This is a genomic window from Blastomonas sp. RAC04, from assembly GCF_001713435.1.
GTDB classification, from domain to species: Bacteria; Pseudomonadota; Alphaproteobacteria; order Sphingomonadales; family Sphingomonadaceae; genus Blastomonas; species Blastomonas fulva.
On sequence record NZ_CP016460.1, the window covers coordinates 2,169,903 to 2,192,936 of the forward strand.

Below are 23,034 nucleotides of genomic sequence, written 5' to 3' on the forward strand. Positions count from 1 at the left end.
CGCCGATGGACCGCATCGCACGCGCGGGCTATGCTGGCGCGCATGATCCATGTCGAACAGAACATCCTCGTCACCGGCTCCAGCCGCGGCATCGGCCGCGCTATCGCCGACACCCTGCATGAAGCCGGACACCGGGTGGTGGGCCATGCCAGCCGCCCGTTTCCCGACGACAGCCCCGATGCCCCGGCCTGGGATCTGGTCGATGCCGATTTCGGTGATTTTCGCGGTCCCGGCAGCCTGTGGGCCGAAGCGCTTGACCTGCTCGACGGGCGGATCGACGTCCTGATCAACAACGCCGGCATCTTCGCTGCCAACCCGATCGATTCAGGCGATGCCGAATGGCTTGCCGCGTGGGACGAGACGATGACGATCAACCTCACCGCCAGCGCGCAACTGTGCCGGCTTGCGGTGCTGCATTTCCAGGCAGGGGGGCAGGAAGGGCGCATCGTCAACATCGCCAGCCGCGCCGCCTATCGCGGCGACAGCCCCGCGCACTGGCATTATGCGGCCTCCAAGGGCGGCATGGTGGCGATGACCAAGTCGATCGCGCGCGCCTACGCGTCGCAAGGCATCTATGCCTTTGCGATCTGCCCGGGGTTCACGATGACCGGCATGGCGGAGGATTATCTTTCCAGTCGCGGCGGCGACAAATTGCTCGCCGACATTCCGCTGGGCCGAGTCGCCATGCCCGACGAGGTCGCCACCATGGCCGCTTTCTGCGCCCTCGACGCCCCGCCGTCGATGACCGGCGCAGTGCTCGACGTCAACGGCGCAAGCTTTGTGCGGTAGGATGCCCCGCAATACGCCTTGCGCTGGCAATCGGACGTTTGTCACACTAGAGCACGCTGCTCAGGCATAACCGCGCATCCGACAGCGACGAAGGACCCCCTCATTGGACAACTGGAAAGTCACCATTCCCTGCACGCTGGCCGAGGCGCAGGCGGTTACCGAAGCCGAGGATATCGACGAGGCCGCGTTCGGCAGTCCCAGCCTGGTGGCGAGCGAGGTCGATGCCTATGCCGACCCCCAGATGCCTGGAAGCTGGGCGATCCATGGCTATTTCACGCAGAAGCCCGATGCCCGGTGGATCCGCCGCCTGCGCGATCTGGTGCCCAGCGCCGATGGTCTGAGGCTGAAGCCCGAGCGGCTGCCCGAGGACGACTGGGTGACCATGAGCCAGTCCGGGCTGGAGCCGATCCGCGCCGGCCGCTTCTGCGTCCACACCCCCGAGATGCCCGCGTCGACCGAAGCCGGCATCACCAATTTCTGCATTCCGGCGAGCCTGGCGTTTGGCACCGGACACCACAACACCACGCGCGGCTGTCTGATGATGCTCGATGCGATGAAGCGCCGCGGCCATGTTGTGCGCAGCCATATCGATATCGGCACGGGCACGGGCCTGCTCGCCTTTGCCGCGATGCACCTGTGGCCGCGCAGCTTTGCCACCGCGAGCGATATCGATCCGGTCTGCGGCCCGGCGGTCGTCGATAATGCCGAGGCCAACGGCGTTGCGCTGGGCCAGCGCCCCGGCGCGCTTGCGATGTTCATCGCCGAGGGGCTGGACGATGCCGATCTGCAGCGCCGCGCGCCCTATGACCTTGTCATCGCCAACATCCTGGCCGGGCCGCTGATCGAACTGGCGGGCGATATCGCTGCGGTCACCGCACCGCAGGGACAGGCGGTGCTCTCCGGCCTGCTGGGCACGCAGGCGGACGCGGTGTCGCGCGCCTATCGGATGGTCGGCTTTCGCCTTGCCGAGCGGCTGGACCTGGGCGACTGGACCGTGCTGCGCTTGCGCAAGCGGGGCGGACGATGGACGGGCAAGGCGTAATCTCGCACCCGAGAGATTTCCCCGTCACCCCCGCGCACGCGGGGGTCCCGCTTCTGCCACGGCTGGCGCTCGAAAAGCGGGATTTCCGCATTCGCGGGAATGACGGGATTAAAGTCAGCCCAGGCCGGAAATCGGGTTGGTGATACGGCGTCTTCGCTCCATCCTCGGCTGGCTGCTGCTCGTCGCGGGGCTTGCCTTTCTTGCGGGAGAAGCCGGGGGGCTGATCGGCACCAACCGCGACTGGCGCGAACCCGATGACGGCATCACCATCTATGTCGAGACCAACGGCTTCCACACCGGGTTCATCCTGCCCGCCCAGGCAGAAGGCATGGACTGGCACGCGCTGTTCCCGCCGACCGATCTTGGCGACATGCGCTACCACGCCACCGGCGCCACCGATCATGTCGCGATCAGCTGGGGCGAACGCGATTTCTATCTCGCCACCCCGCGCTGGCAGGACCTGGACCCTGCCACCATGGCGCGCGCCGCGATCGGCAGCGATGCGACGCTCGTCCACATCTACCACATGACCCGCCCGCTCGAAGGGCGCTACGCCAGGCGGCTGGTGATCAGCCACGCGGCCTACCGGACGCTCGCCGCGCGGCTGATGCAGGATATCGCGCTGCCCGAAACAGGACCGCTCGAGCCTATCCCAGGCTATGGCGGCGACGATGTGTTCTATCGGGCGCGAGGCCGCTATTCGCTGGTCAACGGCTGCAACGTGTGGACCGGGAATCACCTGCGTGCGATCGGCGTCAGAGTTGGCGCGTGGACCCCGGCGGAGCACCACGTCATGCGCTGGTTCCCGCAAGCCGCGCCTCAAGATACAGCCGTTCGGCCCACGGGGGATTGAGCGCGAGCGCCGCGCGGTAGCTCGCCTGTGCTGCGCCAAAATCGCCGGTCGCCGCCTGAAGATGCGCGCGCGCGGCGTGCCAGGGCCGATAGGTTGCAAGCGCCGCCGCATCGAGTGCGTCGAGCGCAGCCAGCGCGGATTCGGCCCCTGCAAGCCTGCCGAGCGCAAGCGCGCGGTTGATCGCCACCACCGCTCCGGGCCGCATCGCCAGCAGCACATCATACAGCCGCACGATCGCCTGCCAGTCGGTGAAGCCTTCGTCGCGGCGACGGGCGTGCGTCAGATGGATCGCGGCCATGATCTGATAGGGGCCGCTGCGCCCCAGCGCCGCCGCCCGGTCCATCAGCCTGGCTGCAGATGCGATCAGCGGGGCATCCCAGCGTGCTGCATCCTGTTCGCTCAGCGGCACCATGCAGCCGGTTTCATCCACGCGCGCGCCACGGCGCGATTCGGCGAGTTGCACCAGCGCGGCAAGCCCCAGCACCTCGGGATCTCCCGGCACAAGTTCGGCCAGCATCCGCGCCAGCCGCAGCACCTCGGGCCCCAGATCCGCGGTCGGCTCGCTGCTGCCGGCATCCTGATAGGCCAGCGCATAGCCGATCTCCAGCGTCGCCAGCACCGCAGCCATCCGCTCGCCCCACAGATGGGGCTCCGGCGTTTCAAAGGGCACCTGTGCCTCGCGGATCTTGGCCTTGGCACGGGTCAGCCGCTGGTACATCGCGGGCACCGCCATCAGGAAGGCCGCCGCAATGCGCTCGGTCGGCACGCCGCAGACCACGCGCAGCGTCAGCGCCGCCCGCGCATCGGGCGCGATGGCCGGGTGGCAGCAGATGAAGATCAGCCGCAGCCGCTCGTCGGGGATCGGTTCGCCCATCAGCAGTTCCGGCTCTGCCGCCACGAACGCTTCCGAAGCCGATTGGCTGGCGACCAGCTTGGCGAGCCGCGCGTCGCGCCGCAGCCGATCGATGATCCGCCGCCGCGCCGCAACGTGCAGCCATGCGGCCATGTTCGCAGGTAGCGGATCATCGCTGAACTGGCGCAGCGCGAGTTCGCTGGCATCGGCAAAGCCGTCTTCGGCCAGGTCCAGATCGCGAAACCGCGCCGCCAGCGCGGCGACCACAACGGGGCGGGCCGCGATGATCGCCGCACCTGCCCCGCCCCGCGCGTCCATCAGCCCTCTGCGCCCATCGGCCAGATCGGTCGCACCTCGACCGATCCCTTGCCGGGCACGGGAATGCGCTTGGCCCATTCCAGCGCCTGATCGAGATTGTCGACGGTGATGATGTAGAAGCCGCCCAGTTCCTCGTGGCTTTCGGCAAAGGCGCCATCGTGGATCTGGTGGCTGCCATGGTCCCAGCGGATGGTGGTCGCGGTGGAGGCAGCCTTCAGCCGCTCGCCCGAAAACGGCACCCCGGCCGCGACCCAGGCTTCTGCCAGCGCCATATGCCTCGCCAGCGTGTCAGCGAGGATCACCTCGCCATCGGGACCGGCATAGACGCTCTCGTCCTCGTGGATCATCAGCATGTACTGCATCGTCATGTCTCCTTGGATCGAACGCCCCGCCTCCGGGACGTTCCAACCCCATGACGAACGGCCGCGCGCAGATTCGACACGCAGTTCAGGCGTTGCGCATGATTTCCGCCCATTCGGCCTCGTCGACCACCCGCACACCGAGCTCTGCGGCCTTTTTGAGCTTTGATCCCGCGCCGGGCCCGGCCACCACCAGATCGGTCTTGGCCGAGACCGAACCGGCCGATTTCGCCCCCAGCCTTTCGGCCTGCGCCTTGGCTTCGTCGCGGCTCATCGTCTCCAGCTTTCCGGTGAACACGATGGTCTTGCCGCTCCACTCGGTTTCGCGCGCGGTCGAGACGAAGGCGGCGGGGCGGACCTCGGCGATCAGGTCGTCGAACACCGCTGCGTTATGCGGTTCGTGGAAGAAATCGCCCAGGGCTTCGGCGACCGCGGGACCGATGCCGTCGATTCCGGTGACCTCGGCCACCGCTTCGGCATCGCCCGATGCCAGCCGGTGGCCGATGGTGCCCACCGCCTCGACGCTGCCGAACGCCTTGACCAGATCCTTCGCTGTGACCGATCCGACATGACGGATGCCCAGAGCGAACAGGAATCTCCCCGGGTCTGCCCCTCGTCGCGCCTCGATGCTGGCGAGCAGGTTGTCGACCGACTTTTCCTGCCAGCCCTCGCGCGCGAGGATGGCGGAGCGGTGCTGCTTAAGCCGAAAGATATCGCCCGGTTTCTCGATGAAGCCTGCGTCCAGGAACTCGGCGATCGTGCGTTCACCCAGCCCATCGATATCGAGCGCGGCGCGGCTGACGAAATGCTTCAATCGCTCGCGCTGTTGCGCAGGGCAGATCAGCCCGCCGGTGCAGCGGACATCGACCTCGCCCTCCTCGGCGACCGCCTCGCTGGCGCACACCGGGCAATGATCGGGGAAGGCATAAGGGCCGCGCGGTTCCTCGCGGGTCAGGTTCTCGACCACCTGCGGAATGACATCGCCCGCGCGCTGGACGACCACCCGGTCGCCGGGGCGCACGCCCAGCCGCGCGATCTCGTCGCGGTTGTGCAAGGTGACGTTGGAGACCACGACGCCACCGACTGTCACCGGGGTGAGCCTGCCGACCGGGGTCAGCTTGCCGGTGCGCCCGACCTGGATATCGATCGCCTGCAGCGTGGTTTCGGCGCGCTCGGCCGGGAACTTGTGCGCCAGCGCCCAGCGCGGCGCCTTTGCAACAAAGCCCAGCCGCGCCTGCCAGTCGAGCCGGTCAACCTTGTAGACCACGCCGTCGATATCATAAGGCAGGTCCGCGCGCTGCACCTCGATGCTGCGGTAATGCGCGAGAAGGTCTTCGAGCGATTCGACGCGATGCAACAGCGGCGAGACGGGCACGCCCATCGCAGCAATCGCCTGCATCACTTCGTGCTGCGTATCGCCCGGAACCTCGCTCGCCACGCCCCAGCCATGCGCGAGGAATCGCAGCGGACGCGCGGCGGTGACCCTGGCGTCCTTCTGCCGCAGCGATCCGGCGGCGGCATTGCGCGGATTGGCGAACAGTTTCTCGTCCCGCTCGGCCTGCGCCGCGTTGAGCGCGGTGAAGTCCGCCTTGGACATGTAGACCTCGCCGCGAATTTCGAAGATTTCGGGCGCTTTTCCGGCAAGGCGCTCCGGAATATCCGCAATCATCCGCACATTGGCGGTGACGTCCTCGCCCACCTCGCCATCGCCGCGCGTCGCGGCGCGCACGAGCACGCCCTGCTCGTAACGCAGCGAGAGCGACAGCCCGTCGATCTTGTCCTCGGCAGTCAGCGCGAGCATCTCGTCCTCGGGCAGCGCCAGATAGCGCCGCACCCGTACGACGAACTCGGCGATGTCCTCGTCCGAAAAGCCGTTGTCGAGGCTCATCATCCGCTGCTCGTGCCGAACTTTGGTGAGCGGCGATGCCTCCACCGCCGCCCCCACCATCCGGCTGGGACTGTCGGCGCGAATCAGATGCGGGAAAGCCGCTTCCAGCTCATTGTTCCGGCGCGCCAAGGCATCGTAATCCGCATCGGAAATCTCCGGCGAATCCTCGGCATGATACAGCCGGTTGTGGTGCGCGATCTTCTTGGCGAGCCGCTGCAGCTCGATCGCGGCTTCGGCTTCGGAGAGCGCCGATACTTCTTTCATCACACTCTCTCCAGCAACCGATCCGCCTGCGCCCTGGCCTCGGGCGTGATTTCCGCGCCCGAGAGCATCCGCGCGATCTCCTCCTTGCGGTCGGCATCATCGAGCAGGCGCACGCCGGTGCGCGCGACGGTGCCGTCGGAGGTCTTGGCGATCAGCAGGTGGTGCGCGCCGCGGGCGGCGACCTGGGGCGAGTGGGTGACGACCAGCAATTGCGTGGTGCGCGCCAGACGCGCCAGCCGCTCGCCAATCGCAGATGCCACCGCGCCGCCGACGCCGCGGTCGATTTCGTCGAAGATCATCGTTTCGGCCCCGCCCTGTTCGGCCAGCGCGACCTTCAAGGCGAGGATGAAGCGCGAGAGTTCGCCTCCGGAAGCGATCTTCATCAGCGGCGCAAAATCGCTGCCGGGGTTGGTCGAGATCAGGAACTCGACATGGTCCATGCCTGATGGCCCCCAGCGCGTTTCGTCCAAGGGATCGACCAGGGTCCGGAAGCGCGCGGCATCAAGCTTGAGCGGGATCAGCTCGCCCTGCACCGCCGCATCGAGCGCCTTGCCCGCCTTGGCGCGCTCGGAGCTCAGCGCCTCGGCTGCGGACACATACGCGGCCTTGGCAGCATGGCGGGCCTTGTCGAGCGCGGTGAGATTCGCCCCGCCCGATTCGAGCGCAGCCCAGTCCGCCTGCATCCGGGCGAGCAGATCGGGCAGCGCGTCGCCTGCGACATTGTGCTTGCGGGCAAGCGCGCGCAGATCGAACAGGCGGCGCTCCATCTCGTCGAGCCGCACCGAATCATAGGTCAGCGCCTCGGACGCCGCGCGCAATTTGGCCTCGGCATCGTCAGCCTCGATCACCGAGCGGTCGAGCGCTTCCAACGCCTCGTTGAGCAAGGGATGCTCCTCGGCGATCCGGTCGAGCTTGCGCGCCGCGCCGCGCAACTGCGCCAGCGCGCCCTTCGACCCTTCGAAGGTCGCAAACAGATCGGCGATGTCGCCCGACAGCCGCTCGCCCTTCTGCATCGCGGCGCGATCGCCCGCGAGTTCGGCTTCTTCGCCCGGCTGCGGCATGAACGCGGTGAGTTCGGCAAGATTGTGCTCGAGGAGGTCGCGGTCGCGCAACGCGGTGTCGATCGCGGCATTGGCATCGGCGTACGCGCGCTCTGCCGCCTGCCAGCCGCGCCAGGCGGCGGCGACGCCTGCGACATCGCATCGCCCGAAGCTGTCGAGCAGATCGCGATGCCCCTTGGGGTTGATGAGGCCGCGATCGTCATGCTGGCCGTGAATCTCGACCAGTAGCACGCCAAGGTCACGCAGCAGCCCGGCCGAAACCGGCTGGTCGTTGACGAAGGCCCGGCTGCCGCCATCGGCGCGCACTTGCCGCCGGATCAGCAACGGCTCGCCCGGCTCCTGCGCGATATCGTTGTCGCCCAGCAACGCCGCGACGGCAGCATGGCCTGCGACATCGAACCCGGCGATCACCAGCGCACGCTCAGCCCCCTGCCGCACCAGCCCGCTATCGGCGCGCGCGCCCATCGCGAGGCCCAGCGCATCGAGCAGGATGGATTTGCCCGCGCCGGTCTCCCCGGTGAGCACGCCCAGACCGCGATGGAAATCGAGGTCGAGCGCCTCGATCAGCACCAGGTCACGAATGGCAAGCGACAGCAGCATGGGACGTGCTTTAGAACATACAGTGGACAGGTGGGAACAGCTTTTTGGAGCACAGCCCTGCAGGGATCGGCTGCATGGCGCAGCAGATTTGACGCGACGGTGATTGACTTGTCCTCGATCCGCCCATAGCTCCCGAAAAACAGGGGCGGCACGTGCAAAGAAAGACAGCGCGAACATGATGACGTACCCTCACCGCGCATCCAGCGGATTCCTGAAATGAGCCTTGCAGGCCTATCGCTGGCGTTCGTGCTCATCGGCACCCCGCTGGCTCCCGATAGCGCGGACCTGCCGCAGATCGTCGCCATGGAACAGGCCAGCACCGCTGCGCCGCAGCCCCAGGTGCCTGCTCCTGCGCCGACCACGCTCCCGCCCTGCCCGCAGGGCGCCGTCTTACCCTCTGCCCCGCCCGCACCCGGGGAACAGGCGCCCGTGCCGGCCGAACAGGGCGCAATCGTTGTCACCGCACGCCCCGATTCGGAGCCGGGCGACCCGATGGTGCAGCTCAACGCCCAATCCTATGAGGTCGTGCAGGAGGTCGACGAGGCGCTCGTCGGGCCGGTCGCGATGGCGTACAAGGACGCGATCCCCAAGCCGATCCGGCACGGCCTGCGCAATTTCCTGCGCAATCTCACCGAGCCGATCGTGGCGCTCAACTTCATGCTCCAGCTCAAGCCCGGCAAGGCGGCGGAAACCGTCGGACGGTTCGCGCTGAATACCACGCTGGGCATCGGCGGGCTGTTCGATGTCGCCAAGCGCGATCCCTTCAAGCTGCCCTATCGCCGCAACGGCTTTGCCAACACGCTTGGCTATTACGGCGTCAAGCCGGGCGCCTATCTGTTCCTTCCGCTGATCGGCCCGACTACGGTGCGCGATCTGGTGGGCGGTGCGATCGACGGGATGTTGTTGCCCTCGGTGGCGGGCGCACCGTTCAACGACCCCTATTTCACCCTGCCCGCTGCGACGCTGAGCGCGTTGCAAGGCCGGATCCAGATCGACGAACAACTGAACGCGCTGCGCACCTACAGCAACGACCCCTATGTCGACGCGCGCGATTTCTATCTGAAGCGGCGCCAGGCCGAAATCGACGCGCTGCGCGGACGGACGCAATATCCGGATGGCGAACTTCCGTTCGTCAACCCGGGCACCGGCGGCCCGGTGCCGATGACGCCGATCGTGCCAGTGACGCCTGGCGTGAATTGCGTGCCGGTGGGTGGGTACTGAAGCGAGGGCTGCGGCGGGCATCCAATAAGCCCGTTCAGCCTGAGTCTGTCGGAGGTACGCGCCAAAGCTTGCCCGACACTCCACCGTCATCCTGAACTTGTTTCAGGACCCATCGCGCCCCAAGGACCGAAGCCGCGTGGGGAGAAATGGGCCCTGAAACAAGTTCAGGGTGACGGGTTTTCAGTCTCGGAAGGCAGTGCGGGGCCTTCGACAGGCTCAGGCTGAGCGGAGGTGGGGCGTCACTCGCGATTGCGCGATCTCCACCCCCTTCGCTCTCACGCCCCCTGCAACAGCCCTTCCTTTGCGATCCGCTCTTTCCACACGAGCGGCGCGAGCTGGTGGACATTGTTGCCTTCGCTATCCACCGCGACGGTCACCGGGAAATCGCTGACCTCGAACTCGTAGATCGCCTCCATCCCCAGATCGTGGAAGCCTACGACCTCCGAGCCCTTGATCGCGCGCGCGACCAGATAGGCCGCACCGCCGACCGCCATCAGATAGGCGCTCTTGTGATCGCGGATCGCCTCGACCGCTGCGGGTCCGCGTTCGGCCTTGCCGACCATCGCGAGCAGGCCCTGTTCGAGCATCATCCGGGTGAACTTGTCCATCCGCGTGGCGGTGGTGGGCCCTGCGGGGCCGACGATTTCCTCGCCTACCGGATCGACCGGGCCGACATAATAGATCACGCGGCCACGGAACTCGACCGGAAGCGGCTCGCCCTTGCTGAGCATGTCCTGGATGCGCTTGTGCGCAGCATCGCGCCCGGTGAGCATCTTGCCGTTGAGCAGCAACCGGTCGCCCTGCTTCCAGCTCTGCACCACGTCTGGCGTCAGGTTATCGAGATCGACGCGGATCGCAGCCTTGTCCGGCGTCCAGTTGACGTCGGGCCATTCGGCAAGCTTGGGCGCTTCGAGATAGGCAGGCCCCGATCCGTCGAGCGAGAAGTGCGCGTGACGAGTCGCGGCGCAGTTGGGGATCATCGCCACCGGCTTGCCAGCGGCATGGCACGGCGCGTCCATGATCTTGACGTCGAGGATGGTGGAAAGCCCGCCCAGCCCCTGCGCACCGATGCCCAGCGCGTTGACCTTGTCGAAGATCTCGATGCGCATCGCCTCCACGTCGGTCTTGGGCCCGCGTGCCTTCAACGGGCCCATGTCGATCGGGTCCATCAGCGCCTTCTTGGCGAGCAGCACCGCGTGCTCCGCCGTGCCGCCGATGCCGATGCCCAGCATGCCCGGCGGGCACCAGCCGGCGCCCATCTGCGGGATCATCTCGAGCACCCAGTCGACGATGTTGTCGCTGGGGTTCATCATCTTGAACTTTGACTTGTTCTCGCTGCCGCCGCCCTTGGCCGCGACATCGACGTGCACATGATGCCCCGGCACCATTTCGACGTGCAAAACACAGGGAGTATTGTCCTTGGTGTTGCGGCGGGTGAAGGCGGGGTCGGCCAGTACCGACGCGCGCAGCTTGTTTTCGGGGTGCAGATAGGCGCGGCGCACGCCCTCGTCGACGATCTCCTGCAGCGACTTCGATGTCTCGTCCATGCGGCAGTCCATGCCCCATTTGACGAACACATTCACGATGCCGGTGTCCTGGCAGATCGGGCGATGCCCCTCGGCGCACATCCGGCTGTTGGTGAGGATCTGCGCGATCGCATCCTTGGCCGCGGGCGACTGCTCGGCCTCGTACGCTTCGCCCAGCGCGCGGATATAATCCATCGGGTGGTAATAGCTGATGAACTGCAGCGCGTCGGCAACGCTCTCGATCAGATCGGCTGCGCGGATGGTAACGGTCATTGGCATTCCCCCGGATACTGGCGGCGCGGCTGTGGCGCTGTCGGATGAAGTGCGACCGTCTCTATTGTGCAGATGATGCTATCGCAAGGTGGCCCCCAAGGGAATGTGCGATGGCGATCGCCAGGCGATTCTCCCGCTGCGTTTTTCCACTGCCGGAAATTTGGCGTGCACAAGCCTGTGGAGAGGAAATTGTGGGGAAGCCGCAATTGCCCCCTTGCACTTTTTTGGCGCGGCTTTGGAGCGCGCGTCGCACTGTCCGCAGCCCGTCCCGCCATCGACGAAACGAATCCCAGATACGACGAACCGTTATGCAAATTAACCATTTACCCTCTTGCGCGGGATTCAGGATGAGGCACTATAGGTAGTGGGGTACGCAGCTGGGGCATACCAATAGCAGTGGACACAGAAGCATCGCGGGGGCAGACAAGCGCCTTCGCGTCAAGGGTTTTTGACCCTGTTTCGGCCTTCTGTTGGGGATAAGTTTTCCCCCGCTGATCCCGACAAGATGCTATACGGGACGCTTGCGCCCCGAGTCGAACATTAGCGGAACAAAGTGCCGCACAACAGATTATGGGGGCGTCATGGATTTCAGAGATACGGGCAAAGGCAACGCAGGCGATATGGGTGAATCAGATGTACTGGAAGCAGCCGAAAAGGCAGGAACCGCAACCGCTGCAGCAGCGCCGACCGGCGCGCTGGCGACAGGCGAATCCAGCGCTGCCGAAATGGCGTTGATCGCGATGGCCGCGACTCAGGCTGCCGCAGCGCTGCCCGCCGACGTGCGCGACAGCAAGACCGTCGAAGCGCGCCGGTTTACCATTGTCACCGATACCAGCCGCGATGCGCTGCTCACCGATTTCGGCAAGGAAACGCTGGAAGACCGCTATCTGCTTCCCGGCGAAAACTATCAGGACCTGTTCGCGCGCGTGGCCGATGCCTATGCCGACGATCAGGAACACGCGCAGCGGCTGTACGATTATATCTCCAAGCTGTGGTTCATGCCCGCAACCCCGGTGCTGTCGAACGGCGGTACGGGCCGCGGCCTGCCGATCAGCTGCTATCTCAACAGCGTCGACGACAGCCTTGAAGGCATCGTCAACACCTGGAACGAGAACGTCTGGCTCGCCTCGCGCGGCGGCGGCATCGGCACCTATTGGGGCAATGTCCGCGGCATCGGCGAACCGGTCGGCCTCAACGGCAAGACCTCAGGCATCATTCCGTTCGTCCGCGTGATGGATTCGCTGACGCTGGCGATCAGCCAGGGCTCGCTGCGGCGCGGTTCGGCGGCTTGCTATCTCGACGTCTCGCACCCCGAGATCGAGGAGTTCCTCGAAATCCGCAAGGCATCCGGCGACTTCAACCGCAAGGCGCTGAACCTCCACCACGGCGTGCTGCTCACCGACAAGTTCATGGAAGCGGTGCGCGATGGCGCGGACTTCGATCTGGTCAGCCCCAAGGACGGCAGTGTCCGCAACACGGTGAACGCGCGCGCTCTGTTCCAGAAGCTGGTCGAGACGCGTCTTGCCACCGGCGAGCCGTACATCGTGTTCAACGATACCGTGAACCGGATGATGCCCGCGCACCACCGCGAGCTCGGCCTCAAGGTCTCGACCTCCAACCTGTGCAGCGAGATCACCTTGCCCACCGGCCGCGATCATCTGGGCAACGACCGCACCGCGGTGTGCTGCCTGTCGTCGCTCAACATCGAGACCTGGGACCAGTGGCACGACGACAAGCTCTTCATCGAGGACGTGATGCGCTTCCTCGACAATGTGCTGCAGGACTATATCGATCGCGCTCCGCCCGAAATGGCGCGCGCCCGCTACAGCGCGATGCGCGAGCGTTCGGTCGGCATGGGCGTGATGGGCTTCCACTCGTTCCTGCAGGCACGCGGCCTGGGCTTTGAATCCGCCCTCGCCAAATCATGGAACATGAAGATCTTCAAGCACATCGCGGCCAAGGCTTCGGAAGCTTCGATGATGCTGGCGCACGAACGCGGCCCCTGCCCCGATGCTGCCGACCAGGGCGTGATGGAGCGGTTCAGCTGCAAGATGGCGATCGCGCCGACCGCGTCGATCTCGATCATCTGCGGCGGCACCAGCGCGTGCATCGAGCCGATCCCGGCAAACATCTATACCCACAAGACGCTCTCGGGCAGCTTCGTGGTCAAGAACCCGTATCTGGAAAAGCTGCTCAAGGAAAAGTCGAAGGATTCGACCAATGTGTGGAACACGATCCTGGAAAAGGGCGGCTCGGTCCAGCATCTCGATTTCCTGAGCGCGGAAGAAAAGGACGCGTTCAAGACCAGCTTCGAGATCGACCAGCGCTGGCTGCTCGAACTGGCAGCCGACCGCACGCCGTATATCGACCAGGCGCAGTCGCTGAACCTGTTCATCCCGGCCGATGTCGACAAATGGGACCTCTTGATGCTGCACTTCCGCGCCTGGGAACTGGGCATCAAGTCGCTCTATTACCTGCGCTCGAAGTCGGTTCAGCGCGCAGGCTTTGCCGGCGGCGTCGAGGCCGACAACACCATCGAAGCGCCCAAGTTCGAACTGGGCGAGACGACGGACTACGACGAATGCCTGGCGTGTCAGTGATTCAATCCCTCTCCCTGCGGGAGAGGGAGGGAGCCGCGCAGCGGCGGAAGGGTGAGGGCTACAAGGGAGCAATCATGCGCACCTATCACCGTCAACCTTCCGGCACAGTCTCCCGCGCTCGCCAGCTGCGCCGCGATGCCACCGATGCAGAGCGCGCGCTTTGGTTGGCACTGCGCGAGAATTTCCCGGCTGCGCGGTTTCGCAGACAGGTACCGATCGGGCCGTACTACGCCGATTTCCTCAGCTTCCGCGCGAAGCTGGTGATTGAAGTGGATGGCGGCCAGCACGATCTACAGAGCGAATATGACGCCGTCCGCACGCGCTTTATCGAGGCGCAGGGCTATCGTGTCATCCGGTTCTGGAACAGCGATGTTCTTCCCGATCCGGAAGGTGTCGTGAACGAAATATCCCTCTGCCTTGAGGCGGGGAAAGAATGACGAAGTCGCGGAAGGGCAAGGGTGACAACCTGAACTCAGCCGCATCACCCTCACCCTCCCAGGCTATGCCTGGGCCCCTCCCTCTCCCGACGGGAGAGGGGTTCAAGGAGCAACCGCATGTCCCTTCTCGAAGCCCGCACCCAGTACAAGCCCTTCGAATATCCCTGGGCCTATGATTTCTGGAAGCGCCAGCAGCAGATTCACTGGATGCCCGAGGAAGTGCCTCTGGGTGAGGATTGCCGCGACTGGGCGCAGAAGCTGACCGAGCATGAGCGCACTTTGCTCACGCAGATCTTCCGCTTCTTCACCCAGGCCGATGTCGAGGTGCAGAACTGCTATCACGACAAATACGGCCGCGTGTTCAAGCCGACCGAGGTCAAGATGATGCTGACCGCGTTTTCGAACATGGAAACCGTGCATATCGCCGCGTACAGCCATCTGCTCGACACCATCGGCATGCCCGAAAGCGAGTACGGCATGTTCCTCGAGTACGAGGAAATGAAGGCCAAGCACGATTACCTCGCCGAGTTCGGCGTCGACAATGACGAGGATATCGCGCGCACGCTCGCGATGTTCGGCGGCTTCACCGAAGGCCTTCAGTTGTTCGCATCGTTCGCGATGCTGATGAACTTCCCGCGCTTCAACAAGATGAAGGGCATGGGGCAGATCGTCAGCTGGTCGGTGCGCGACGAAAGCCTGCACTGCGAAGGCATCACCAAGCTGTTCCACGCCTTCTGCGCCGAGCGCAACTGCCTGACCAAGGCGGTGAAGGAGGACATCATCGACTGCTGCCAGAAGACCGTGCGGCTCGAAGATGCGTTCATCGATCTGGCGTTCCAGGACGGCCCCGTCCACGGCATGACCGCCAAGGAGATCAAGCGCTACATCCGCTACATCGCCGACTGGCGTCTGGGCCAATTGGGCTTTGCGCCGGTGTACATGATTGAGGACCACCCGCTCCCATGGTTGGCGCCTCTGCTCAACGGTGTCGAACACGCCAACTTCTTCGAAACCCGCTCCACCGAATATTCCAAGGGCGCGACCCGCGGCAACTGGAATGACGTCTGGAGCGCCTTCGACAAGCGCCAGAAGAAGGGCGCGGCGAACGAGGCCGCGGTCATCGACGACGGCGAGGACATGTTCAAGCAGGCAGGGATCGCTGCGGAGTGAGTAAACTGACGATGGCGAACATTGTTATTCCGAGGTACGCTGATTTAGGTAAGGCTGCCGCCGAAGATGATGATGATTACTTTTCCGACTGCTTCGTTGATACTGGAATAATTGATAGGATTTTAGCTAATAATAGCTCAACCTCAGTTCTAGTTGGCCGAACTGGCAGTGGAAAATCCGCCATTATAAGACGAATAAAAGAAACACACGACAACGTTTGCGAACTGCACCCTGACAATTTATCGTTAGCTTATCTTGCTGATTCCTGGTTGCTAAAATTTCTAACAGACCAAAACTTTGACTTGAGTCTATTTTATCAGCAGCTCTGGCGGCATGTATTGGTGGTCGAACTACTACGGTTTTATGAAAAATTAGATAGTGCCAATAAATCAAAGACGTTTTTAGCGAAACTCAATAATTTGTTTAAAGATAATTCCGGAAAACAAAAAGCGATGGAATATCTCACTAAGTATGGTGGTGACTTTTGGTCTGATACTGATGAAAGAATCCGCCACATAACTGAAGAATTTCAAAAACAGGTTGAAACTGAGGCAGGCGCAGCATTCAAAGGCGTGGAAACCAAATATCGTCGCGGCGAGACGATCGGACGCCACGAAGCGAAAGAATTGGTATCGAAAGCTCAGAAGATAACCAGCTCTGTTCAGATGCAAGAACTTGCTAAAATAATTGACATACTGGACGAAGATATATTCACTGACCGCATGAAAAGAGTAATATTAGTAATTGACGATTTGGATCAACAGTGGGCTGATGATAGAATTAGAATAAAGCTAATTGAAGCTTTAATTAATGCTATTCCAAAATTCCGAAAAATTAAAAATGTTAAAATTATTGTCGGTATGCGTGACGATCTATTGGGAATTGTCTTAGGCCAGGCTAGTACCTCGGGTTTTCAAAGAGATAAATTTCAAGATTACCATCAAAGATTATCTTGGAAGCAATCCGAGCTAAAGGATATAATCAATAGAAGAATTGAAAAACTATTTACCCGAAAATACACAGGATCATCGGTTTGCGTGGATGATATATTTGAGGCACCCAATATCGCGCAGGATAACTTCCTGTACATGTGTGACAGGACCATGCTTCGTCCGCGTGATATACTATCTTATTTCAATATGATATTTGATCGCTTTGGTGGACGCACAAAGATTACACTTAAAGATATCCGATCAGTCGAGCTAGACTATTCAAAAGGTCGGCGACATGCTCTCGTGGATGAATGGCGAGATGCATTCCCTTGCATCGATGATTTGATTGGCTTTTTAGGCCATAAAAAATTATCAGCGACATTTCGACTGGGCGCCGTCTCAGATGATGCCGTCGATGAAACGGCTACAAAGCTTTATGCCGCTAACGAATCTTCAGATCTACCTATCGCTCTGTTTGCGAAAGCGCATTTTGAGGATCACGATCAAAATAGCCGAAATAACTTTTTGTACAAAATGATATCCATTCTGTATAGAATAGGGGCTGTTGGATTGAGGACTCAAGAGAATTCAAGGACGCAGTTTTCTTTTATATCAAGCTCCTTTATTTCTATTGACGAAATTGGTCCAAATACATGGTGCCTTGTTCACCCGATGCTTTGGCAAACGTTAGGCCGGAGAGGCGAAGTTAAAAATATTTATTCAGAGAATTAGTCTTCGTAAAAATTGAAGGCAACGATCTGAAACCCGTCCCCCCCCCCACAGGAATAAGTTGCACCCCTCCCGCCCCCTCCCCTAACCTCCTACCTTGGCGCTCGCGCCTTTGGGGGATGGACACACCAGCATGAGCCTGCCGTCGGCGGCATTGTTCGGGCTTGCGATGATCGCGCTGCTGTTTGCGGTGGCAGCGGTGGTCGAGGGGCGTGCGGGGCTCGCGGTGCGCAGGCCCTGGCTGCGGCATGGCGCGTATACGCTCGCGCTCGGCGTCTATTGCTCGAGCTGGACCTTCTACGGCGCGGTGGGCAGCATCGTGCGCGATGGCTGGCAGTATCTGCCGATCTATCTCGCGCCGATCTGCCTGTTGCTGTTTGCGCCGCGCTTCTTGCGGCGGCTGGCCCATGCCGTGGCCGAGGAGCAGGCGACCACGGTGTCCGATTTCATCGCCGCGCGCTTTGGCCATGATGGCGGCGTGGCGCGGCTGGTCACGCTGATCGCGCTGGTTGGCACCATCCCTTATGTCGCGCTGCAGTTCCGCTCGATCGGCGGCGCGCTCGCCTTTGCCTCGGGCCAGTCAATCTCCGATGCGACGATGATCGGCGCGGCGGCGCTGCTGGCGCTGTTCGCGATCCTGTTCGGCGCGCGGCGCTATGAACTCGCCGGGCGCAGCGAGGGGCTGGTCTATGCCATCGGCCTTGAATCGGTGATCAAGATCGTCGCGCTCACTGCGGTCGCGGGCGTCGCGGTGGTGCTGCTGATCAATGCCGATAGCGCATCAGTCGATAGCGGCATGGCGCTGCTCGCGGCGAACTTCCGCCCCGAGCGGCTGTCGGTCGACTTTGGCGTCATCTTCCTCATTTCGATCATGGCCATCATCGCCTTGCCGCGGCAGTTCTATATGGGACTGGTCGAGGCGCAGGAGCCCGGATCGCTCGACCGCGCGCGCTTTGGCCTCGCCGCCTATCTCGCCGTCATGGCGCTCATGGCGCTGCCGATTGCGCTTGCCGGGGCCAGCCTGATGCAGCCGGGCGAGGGATCGGACCTCTATGTGCTCCAGGTTCCAGCCTTGGGCGACAGCGGCGCGGTGCTGGTGCTGGCGCTGATCGGCGGGATCAGTGCGGCGGCATCGATGGTGATCGTCGATTCGACTGCGCTCGCCACCATGGTCTCCAACGACCTCATCTTCCCCGCGCTGCTGCGATCCCGTCAGTCTGATGCAGCGGAAGGCGCGCTGGGCAAAAGGATGCTGCAGGTGCGGCGGCTATCGATCCTGGGGATCGTGGTCGCCGCGCTCGCCTGGGCGCTGCTGATCCCCGCGAAAAACACTCTGGCATCGATCGGCCTGGTCGCCTTTGCCGCGATGGCGCAGTTCACTCCGCACCTGATCCTGGCAACGCAGGCGAGCGGGCGCGATGCGCTGGCGGCGCGCGTCAGCCTCAGCATCGGCTTTGCGCTGTGGCTCTACACGCTGGCGATTCCGCCGATCCTGCCCGATATGGTCGCGCAGGTGCTGAGCGGCAGCCTGTTCGATCCGCTGCGGCTGTTCGGCATCGGCAACGCCTCGCCTCTGGTGCACGGCGTCGCGTGGAGCCTGGGGTGCAACCTGCTGGCCTACAGCGTGGTCGCCGCGCGCAAGGTGCAGACGCCGCCGCTGCCGTGGACGCTGCGCGGCCAGCAGAAGATCAGCGATCTCAACGACCTCGCCCGGCTGACCGCGAGCTTTGTCGGACAGGAGCGCGCGCGCGCAGAGTTCCCCGATGCCGCCCCCGGCGTACCGGTCACCCGCGCCGCCGCGCAGCGCGCGCGCGACCTGATCGCGCGCGTGGTCGGGGCATCCTCGGCACGCGCATTGGTCGCATCGGCGCTGGCGGGGAGCCAGATGAGCCTCGCCGATGTGACGCGGCTGCTCGGCGAGCGCGGCCAGTCGCTGCGCTTCTCGCGCGAATTGCTGGCGGCGACCTTCGAGCATGTCGATGCCGGGATCAGCGTGGTCGATTCCGAGATGAACCTGGTCGCGTGGAACAGCCAGTATCTCGACATCTTCGGCTATCCGCCGGGGCTGGTCCGGGTCGGCACGCCGATCGCCGATCTGATCCGCTACAACGCGCGATTGGGCGATTTCGGATCCGAGGACATCGAGCACCATGTCCGCAAGCGCCTGAACCACATGCGCCGCGGGCAGCCGCACAGCTTCGAGCGGCAGCGCAAGGATGGCCGGGTGATCAAGACCGTGGGCGGCCCGATGCCCGGCGGCGGCTATGTCACCAGCTTCACCGACATCAGCGACGAGGCCGAGGTGCGCGACGAACTGGAACGCACATTGGCGCAGCTCGAGCAGCGCGTTGCCGAACGCACCGGCGAACTGAGCGCCGCCAACCGCCAGCTCGCCGAGGCGACGCGCGACAAGACGCGGTTCCTCGCCGCCGCCAGCCATGATCTGCTGCAGCCGCTGCACGCCGCGCGGCTGTTCACCGCCGCGCTGGCGCGCGATGCCGCGCCCAACACGCAAATGCTCGCGGGCCGGGTGGACAGCGCGATCAGCGCCGCCGACGGGCTGATCCGCGCGCTGCTCGACATCAGCCGGCTGGATGCAGGCGGGGTCGAGCCCAGCCCCGAGCCGGTCGCGCTTGCGCCGTTCCTCACCGATCTGGCGCAGAGCTTCATGCCGATGGCGGAGAGCAAGGGGTTGGCCTTGCGGATCGGCGCGCTGCCCGGAGACGTCCATACCGATCCGGGGCTGCTGCGCTCTGTCCTGCAGAACTTCCTCTCCAATGCACTGCGCTATACGCAGGACGGCGGCGTGCTGATCGGCAGCCGGCGGCGCGGGAACCGGGTGCGGATCGATGTCTACGACACCGGCGTCGGCATCGCGCCCGAGCAGATCCAGAGCATCTTTACCGAGTTCACCCGGCTGGGTGAGGTCGAGGCCGACGGACTGGGGCTGGGCCTCGCTTTGGCCGAACGGATCGCACGGCTGCTGGGCGGCGAGATTTCGGTGCGATCGGTGCCCGGCAGGGGGAGTAGGTTCAGTCTGTCGCTGCCGCTGAGCGCGCCGCAGGTACAGACGGCAGCGCCCGCACGCATCACCCCCGCGCTGGCCCCGACGCGGACGCTGCATGTGCTGGTGATCGACAACGATCCAATGATCGTCGAGGGCACGCTGTCGATGCTGGCGAGCCTTGGCCACCGTGCAACCGGTGCTCCCGATCCCGGGCAGGCGCTGGCCGCTGCCGGGTCGTTCGATGCGGCTTTGGTCGATTACCATCTCGGCACCGCGACCGACGGACTGGCGCTGATCGCCGCGCTGCGGCTGCAGCACCCCGGCCTGCCTGCCGCTCTGGTGACCGCGCAGGGATCGCCCGATCTGGTGCGGCGCGCGGGCGCGCTGGGGGTACCGGTGATCGCCAAGCCCGCGGCGGCGGCGGACATTACGGGGTTTCTGGCAGAGGCAGCGGGCACGCCCTGAATGCGCTCTAATGCTTTAGGTTCAACCCCAGCGAGCGCGCGACCAAGGCCGCCTGGGTGCGGTTCTGCACGCCCAGCTTGCGCATGATCACGGTCATGTGCGCTTTTACCGTCGCCTCGCTCATCGCAAGATCGTGCGCTATCTGCTTGTTGAGCTTTCCGTCCAGCACCTCGAGCAACACCTTGAGCTGGGTCGGGGTGAGCGAGGCAATCTCCTGCTGCACCTCTTCCTGCGGGCCAGTGGGCACGGGCTTGGTGGCACGTCCCCCGAGCGCCCGCGCGATGGCCTGTTCGATCATGTCGAGGTCGCTGTCCTTGGACAGGAACCCCACCGCGCCCAGCTGCCGCGCCTCGTCGGCGACGCCCGCCCCTTCGGCGCTCGAGACGACCAGGATCGGCACCTCAGGGCGTTCGGCATGCAGCAGCGCGATGCCGGAATAGCCCACCGCGCCGGGCATCTTGAGATCAAGCAGGATCAGCCGCAGCCCTTCGGCTGTGCCTGCCGCGCGCGCCGCCGCGGCGAGCGTGCCACATTCCAGAATCTGTGCCTGCGGAGCCACCCTGCCGACCGCCAGGATCAGCGCCTGGCGGAACAGCGGGTGGTCGTCCGCGATCAGGATCGTCTCTATGTTGCGTCTGCCGGTTGCGGTCTTTCGGCGAGAAGATGGTCGACAACCGAAGGATCGGCAAGCGTCGATGTATCGCCGAGGTTGGCGAGGTCGTTCTCGCCGATCTTGCGCAGGATGCGGCGCATGATCTTGCCCGAGCGGGTCTTGGGCAGAGCGGGCGTGAACTGGATGATGTCGGGCGTGGCGATCGGCCCGATCTCGCGGCGCACCCATTGCACCAGTTCACGGCGCAGCGCCTCGTTGGGCTCGACCTCGACATTGGTGGTGACGAAGGCATAGATGCCCTGCCCCTTCACGTCGTGCGGCATGCCGACCACAGCGGCCTCGGCCACCTTGGGATGCGCGACCAATGCGCTTTCGATCTCGGCGGTGCCCATGCGGTGGCCCGAGACGTTGATGACATCATCGATCCGCCCGGTGATCCAGTAATAGCCGTCCGCATCGCGCCTGCAGCCGTCACCGGTGAAGTACAGGCCCTTGAAGGTGGTGAAATAGGTCTGGAAGAAGCGCTCATGATCGCCCCACACGGTGCGCATCTGACCGGGCCAGCTGTCGGCGATGGCCAGGCACCCCTCGCCTGCGCCTTCGATCACTTCGCCTTCCGGGGTCAGCAGCAGCGGCTTGACCCCGAACATCGGCATCGCGGCCGAGCCGGGCTTGAGCGCGTGTGCGCCGGGCAGCGGGGTCATCATGCACGCGCCGGTTTCGGTCTGCCACCAGGTGTCGACGATCGGGCAGCGGCCCTCGCCGACCACGCGGTGGTACCATTCCCAGGCTTCGGGATTGATCGGCTCGCCCACCGAACCCAGCAGGCGCAGCGATTTGCGGCTGGTTCTTGTCACCCAGTCGTCGCCTTCGCGCATCAGCGCGCGCAGCGCGGTGGGTGCGCCGTAGAAGATTTCGACGCCGAACTTGTCGACGATCTGCCAGAAGCGCGAAGCATCGGGCCAGGTCGGCACGCCTTCGAACATCACCGTCGTCGCGCCCATCATCAGCGGGGCATAGACGACATAGCTGTGTCCGGTGACCCAGCCGACATCGGCGGCGCACCAGTAGATCTGGCCGGGGCGGTAATCGAAGACGTACTGGAAGGTCATCGCTGCCCAGACCGCATAGCCTCCGGTGGTGTGCAGCACGCCCTTGGGCTTGCCGGTCGAGCCCGAGGTATAAAGGATGAACAGCGGGTCTTCGGCGTTCACTTCCTCTGCCGGGCAGTCCGCGGATTGCGCGGCGACTCCGTCAGTCCAGTCGATATCGCGACCCTCGACCATCGGCACATCGGCGTCGGTGCGCTTGAGCACGATGACGGTGTGCACGCCGCTTTCGTGCAGACCGAGCGCGGCATCGACATTGGCCTTGAGCGGCACATGCTTGCCCGCGCGCAGCCCTTCATCGGCGGTAACGACGATGCGGCTGTCGCAATCCTGGATGCGGCCTGCCAGAGCCTCGGGCGAGAAGCCTGCGAACACGACCGAGTGGATTGCCCCGATCCGCGCGCAGGCCAGCATCGACACGGCAGCTTCAGGCACCATCGGCAGATAGAGCGTCACCCGCTCGCCCTTGCGAACCCCGTGCGCCTTGAGCAGGTTGGCAAAGCGGCAGACCTGTTCGTGGAGCTCGCGATAGGTGATCGAGCGGCTCGCCTCATCGGGGCTGTCGGGCTCCCACAGGATCGCGACGGTGTCGCCGCGTTCGGCAAGATGCCGGTCGAGGCAGTTGGCCGCTAGGTTGAGCGTGCCATCGGCAAACCACTGGATTCCGAAATCGGCCTCGTTGAAGCTCGTATCCCTGACGGTCGTGAACGGTTTGATCCAGTCGAGCCGCGTCGCCTCCTCGCGCCAGAAGCGGTCGGGATCGTCGAGCGACAGGCGGTAGCGCTCGTCATAGACCGCTGCGGTGACAAGCGCGTTGTCCGCCCAGTCCGCGGGTACGGGATAGATGCTCTCGGCCATGATTGTCTCTCTCCTCGTCTGGATGCGTCTGCGGCGCATTGCTGGCAGCACGATAGCCCTGCGCGGC

The 23,034-nt window shown here is 64.0% G+C and carries 16 protein-coding genes; 9 read left to right on the forward strand and 7 right to left on the reverse strand.

All coding sequences use genetic code 11. The annotated features are described in order from the left end of the window. Positions 1-42: 42 nt before the first annotated feature. From BSY18_RS11085 to BSY18_RS11095, 3 genes are all read left to right on the forward strand, one after another. Entirely contained in the window at positions 43-789 is a 747-nt protein-coding gene (locus BSY18_RS11085; protein ID WP_054134354.1) for an SDR family NAD(P)-dependent oxidoreductase, read from the forward strand. A 103-nt stretch (positions 790-892) separates the two neighbouring features. Further along, on the forward strand, positions 893-1,831 hold the full coding sequence (locus BSY18_RS11090) for a 50S ribosomal protein L11 methyltransferase (protein WP_054134130.1): 939 nt from the start codon (positions 893-895) through the stop codon (positions 1,829-1,831). Positions 1,832-1,970: 139 nt separating this feature from the next. Next, the gene (locus BSY18_RS11095; protein WP_171900220.1) at positions 1,971-2,684 is read left to right on the forward strand and encodes a TIGR02117 family protein; all 714 of its coding nucleotides are present in this window, start codon (positions 1,971-1,973) and stop codon (positions 2,682-2,684) included. Here the strand turns inward: BSY18_RS11095 and BSY18_RS11100 are convergent. From BSY18_RS11100 to recN, 4 genes are all read right to left on the reverse strand, one after another. Further along, on the reverse strand, positions 2,623-3,855 hold the full coding sequence (locus tag BSY18_RS11100; RefSeq protein WP_069050635.1) for an RNA polymerase sigma factor: 1,233 nt from the start codon (positions 3,853-3,855) through the stop codon (positions 2,623-2,625). The genes BSY18_RS11095 and BSY18_RS11100 overlap by 62 nt on opposite strands. Beyond that, the gene (locus BSY18_RS11105) at positions 3,855-4,223 is read right to left on the reverse strand and encodes a YciI family protein (protein ID WP_236823350.1); all 369 of its coding nucleotides are present in this window, start codon (positions 4,221-4,223) and stop codon (positions 3,855-3,857) included. Before BSY18_RS11105 ends, BSY18_RS11100 begins: the two co-directional genes overlap by 1 nt. A gap of 79 nt (positions 4,224-4,302) precedes the next feature. Continuing rightward, positions 4,303-6,366, reverse strand: a complete 2,064-nt coding sequence (ligA, locus tag BSY18_RS11110) for an NAD-dependent DNA ligase LigA (protein WP_069050637.1) — start codon at positions 6,364-6,366, stop codon at positions 4,303-4,305. Further along, the gene (gene recN, locus BSY18_RS11115) at positions 6,366-8,027 is read right to left on the reverse strand and encodes a DNA repair protein RecN (RefSeq protein ID WP_069050638.1); all 1,662 of its coding nucleotides are present in this window, start codon (positions 8,025-8,027) and stop codon (positions 6,366-6,368) included. Before recN ends, ligA begins: the two co-directional genes overlap by 1 nt. A gap of 216 nt (positions 8,028-8,243) precedes the next feature. On the opposite strand from recN, the gene BSY18_RS11120 reads away from it, so the two are divergent. Further along, a complete protein-coding gene (locus BSY18_RS11120) occupies positions 8,244-9,248 on the forward strand; it encodes an MlaA family lipoprotein (protein ID WP_069050639.1) in 1,005 nt (334 codons plus the stop codon). A 275-nt stretch (positions 9,249-9,523) separates the two neighbouring features. On the opposite strand, the gene BSY18_RS11125 is transcribed toward BSY18_RS11120, so the two are convergent. Next, on the reverse strand, positions 9,524-11,047 hold the full coding sequence (locus BSY18_RS11125; protein WP_069050640.1) for a fumarate hydratase: 1,524 nt from the start codon (positions 11,045-11,047) through the stop codon (positions 9,524-9,526). A 581-nt stretch (positions 11,048-11,628) separates the two neighbouring features. On the opposite strand from BSY18_RS11125, the gene BSY18_RS11130 reads away from it, so the two are divergent. The 5 genes from BSY18_RS11130 to BSY18_RS11150 all read left to right on the forward strand — a co-directional run bounded on the left by BSY18_RS11130 (position 11,629) and on the right by BSY18_RS11150 (position 20,387). Continuing rightward, the gene (locus BSY18_RS11130; RefSeq protein ID WP_069050641.1) at positions 11,629-13,647 is read left to right on the forward strand and encodes a ribonucleoside-diphosphate reductase subunit alpha; all 2,019 of its coding nucleotides are present in this window, start codon (positions 11,629-11,631) and stop codon (positions 13,645-13,647) included. 74 nt (positions 13,648-13,721) lie between these two features. Next, positions 13,722-14,084: an endonuclease domain-containing protein gene (locus BSY18_RS11135; RefSeq protein ID WP_069050642.1), complete on the forward strand. Its 363-nt coding sequence runs from the start codon at positions 13,722-13,724 to the stop codon at positions 14,082-14,084. 117 nt (positions 14,085-14,201) lie between these two features. Then, positions 14,202-15,254 (forward strand): ribonucleotide-diphosphate reductase subunit beta, encoded by a 1,053-nt coding sequence (locus BSY18_RS11140; RefSeq protein WP_054134121.1) that lies wholly within the window; start codon positions 14,202-14,204, stop codon positions 15,252-15,254. Continuing rightward, on the forward strand, positions 15,251-16,918 hold the full coding sequence (locus BSY18_RS20975) for a P-loop ATPase, Sll1717 family (RefSeq protein ID WP_150126265.1): 1,668 nt from the start codon (positions 15,251-15,253) through the stop codon (positions 16,916-16,918). Before BSY18_RS11140 ends, BSY18_RS20975 begins: the two co-directional genes overlap by 4 nt. Positions 16,919-17,048: 130 nt before the next feature. After that, positions 17,049-20,387 (forward strand): hybrid sensor histidine kinase/response regulator, encoded by a 3,339-nt coding sequence (locus BSY18_RS11150; RefSeq protein ID WP_069050644.1) that lies wholly within the window; start codon positions 17,049-17,051, stop codon positions 20,385-20,387. Positions 20,388-20,394: 7 nt separating this feature from the next. Here BSY18_RS11150 and BSY18_RS11155 read toward each other — a convergent pair whose 3' ends face one another. Continuing rightward, positions 20,395-21,015 (reverse strand): response regulator transcription factor, encoded by a 621-nt coding sequence (locus BSY18_RS11155; RefSeq protein WP_069051875.1) that lies wholly within the window; start codon positions 21,013-21,015, stop codon positions 20,395-20,397. Next, entirely contained in the window at positions 21,012-22,967 is a 1,956-nt protein-coding gene (gene acs / locus BSY18_RS11160) for an acetate--CoA ligase (RefSeq protein ID WP_069050645.1), read from the reverse strand. Before acs ends, BSY18_RS11155 begins: the two co-directional genes overlap by 4 nt. Between the last annotated feature and the right edge of the window lie 67 nt (positions 22,968-23,034).

Coding starts and splice junctions, on each gene's coding strand:
- BSY18_RS11100 (WP_069050635.1), bottom strand. CDS start 3,855: ATGGACGCGCGGGGCGGGGCAGGTGCGGCGATCATCGCGGCCCGCCCC.
- BSY18_RS11130 (WP_069050641.1), top strand. CDS start 11,629: ATGGATTTCAGAGATACGGGCAAAGGCAACGCAGGCGATATGGGTGAA.
- BSY18_RS11085 (WP_054134354.1), top strand. CDS start 43: ATGATCCATGTCGAACAGAACATCCTCGTCACCGGCTCCAGCCGCGGC.
- BSY18_RS11150 (WP_069050644.1), top strand. CDS start 17,049: ATGAGCCTGCCGTCGGCGGCATTGTTCGGGCTTGCGATGATCGCGCTG.
- BSY18_RS11135 (WP_069050642.1), top strand. CDS start 13,722: ATGCGCACCTATCACCGTCAACCTTCCGGCACAGTCTCCCGCGCTCGC.
- ligA (WP_069050637.1), bottom strand. CDS start 6,366: ATGAAAGAAGTATCGGCGCTCTCCGAAGCCGAAGCCGCGATCGAGCTG.
- BSY18_RS11105 (WP_236823350.1), bottom strand. CDS start 4,223: ATGACGATGCAGTACATGCTGATGATCCACGAGGACGAGAGCGTCTAT.
- BSY18_RS11140 (WP_054134121.1), top strand. CDS start 14,202: ATGTCCCTTCTCGAAGCCCGCACCCAGTACAAGCCCTTCGAATATCCC.
- BSY18_RS11120 (WP_069050639.1), top strand. CDS start 8,244: ATGAGCCTTGCAGGCCTATCGCTGGCGTTCGTGCTCATCGGCACCCCG.
- acs (WP_069050645.1), bottom strand. CDS start 22,967: ATGGCCGAGAGCATCTATCCCGTACCCGCGGACTGGGCGGACAACGCG.
- BSY18_RS11125 (WP_069050640.1), bottom strand. CDS start 11,047: ATGACCGTTACCATCCGCGCAGCCGATCTGATCGAGAGCGTTGCCGAC.
- recN (WP_069050638.1), bottom strand. CDS start 8,027: ATGCTGCTGTCGCTTGCCATTCGTGACCTGGTGCTGATCGAGGCGCTC.